We start from the raw sequence: 1,651 nt of genomic DNA, 5'->3' as shown, positions 1-1,651 counted from the left end.
CGATTTCGTCGATGATCCCGATATCCAGACAGTACGTCCCGTTGCCCAAGCCAAACTCCAGCACTTTGGTGGGTTCAGCTTCAGTTTTTGTGACTGACATAAAGAGTCTGTGGTGAAGATACAAATAACTGTACCCCTAAAATTATTAGCTTTGATTGCCAGACCCGTAAAATCGTCTTGACTCCCACTCTTCTTGTGGAGGTTGTTGGCACGGATTCCCTTTATAAACCTCACTCAGTAGGTAGTCGGCAGAGCTACTGTGGTACGAGATATCTCACAGAAGTGGTGTATCTCGAAATCGCAAGAACTCTCTCCATCAACAATGTGCTATACAAGAACAAATCAAACATGATAATCCTCAGAAAGTGTTATAGAACTGGTGGCAAAGTAACAGGTAATGACTCTCGTTTCGGAACAACAGATTCAGGTTCTCCACGTTGACGATGAGCCGTCTCTTACAGACCTGACTGCGACGTTTCTCGAACGTGAGGATGATAAATTCACTGTTGAGACAGCAAACAGCGGTAACGAGGTTCTAGAACGGGTTGATAGTCACCTACCCGACTGTATTGTCTCGGACTACAACATGCCCGGCATGGATGGCTTAGAACTCTTACAAGGTGTCCGTGAGAACAATCCAGACCTCCCGTTCATTCTCTTTACCGGCAAGGGCAGTGAAGAGGTAGCCAGTGAGGCGATCTCCGCCGATGTAACAGACTATCTTCAGAAGGGAACAGGTTCAGAGACGTACGAACTCTTGACCAACCGAATTCGGAACGCGGTCAACACCCGACGTGAGGCCGAGCGCGCTGACAGACAGGAAGAACTGATGCGCCTGACAGAGTTTGCGGGCAACACCGGCGGGTTCGAATTCGACAGAGAGAGTGGTAGGGTCTTGCTGACCGTTGGTGCCCGTCGAATTATCGAGCGTCCCAACCTGACTGAAATCCCTGTTGAAGAGGCGATAGAATTGTTCCACCCGGATGACCGCGAAGAAGTTCAGCAGGCACTCGAGAAGGGTTTCGAAGCAGGTGATAAACTACGAGACACGTGGCGACTCCATCCAGGCGGCAGCGACGAGCGTCTCTTGGACGTTACGATCACTCCAGTCGTGGAATCTGGAGAGCAGGTAACGAAGCTCCGTGGGGCAGTCAACGACATCACTGAGAAAAAAACACGTGAACGACAGTTAACCGAACTGAACCGGGCTACACAGGCACTCCTAGAGGCAGAAACCAGACAAGAGGTCGCTGATATTGGCGTTGAGGCTGCCAGTGATATCCTCAATTTCAAGGCAAATGCTATCCACATCTCCGAAGCTGACGACACTCAGCTGGTTCCCGTGGCACAGACGGATGATCTAAACTCGCTCATCGGAAATATACAACCACTTCCTGTGACGGACAGTATCGCGGGACGAGTCTACCGCGACGGCGAACCAGCAGTAATAGCAGATGTACAGCAAGATTCGGACAGCCACAACACCGGAACTGATCTCGCTGGTCACTTGTATCTGCCACTTGCTGACCATGGGGTACTGATCGCTGGCTCCGAGAAGCGAGCAGCCTTCGATCAACAGGACACCGCGCTCGGAGAACTACTGGCAGGGAGTCTCATAGCAGCGCTTAATCGCGTCGAACACGAGCAGACT

1 protein-coding gene and 1 pseudogene are annotated in these 1,651 nt (G+C 51.1%); one reads left to right on the top strand and one right to left on the bottom strand.

Annotated elements, in window-relative coordinates:
• A pseudogene (locus EXE42_RS20690) lies at window positions 1–100 on the bottom strand (chemotaxis protein CheW); the annotation flags it as partial.
• Between the two features lie 297 nt (window positions 101–397).
• Here EXE42_RS20690 and EXE42_RS15455 point away from each other — a divergent pair.
• Window positions 398–1,651: response regulator (locus EXE42_RS15455; RefSeq protein WP_137706903.1), on the top strand; the 1,254-nt coding region annotated here is incomplete at its 3' end.

Origin of the sequence: Halorubrum sp. SP3 (assembly GCF_005435195.1) — an archaeon.
GTDB lineage: Archaea > Halobacteriota > Halobacteria > Halobacteriales > Haloferacaceae > Halorubrum > Halorubrum sodomense.
The sequence above is the reverse complement of the archived record's forward strand: the minus strand, read 5'-3'. Positions and strand labels throughout refer to the sequence as shown.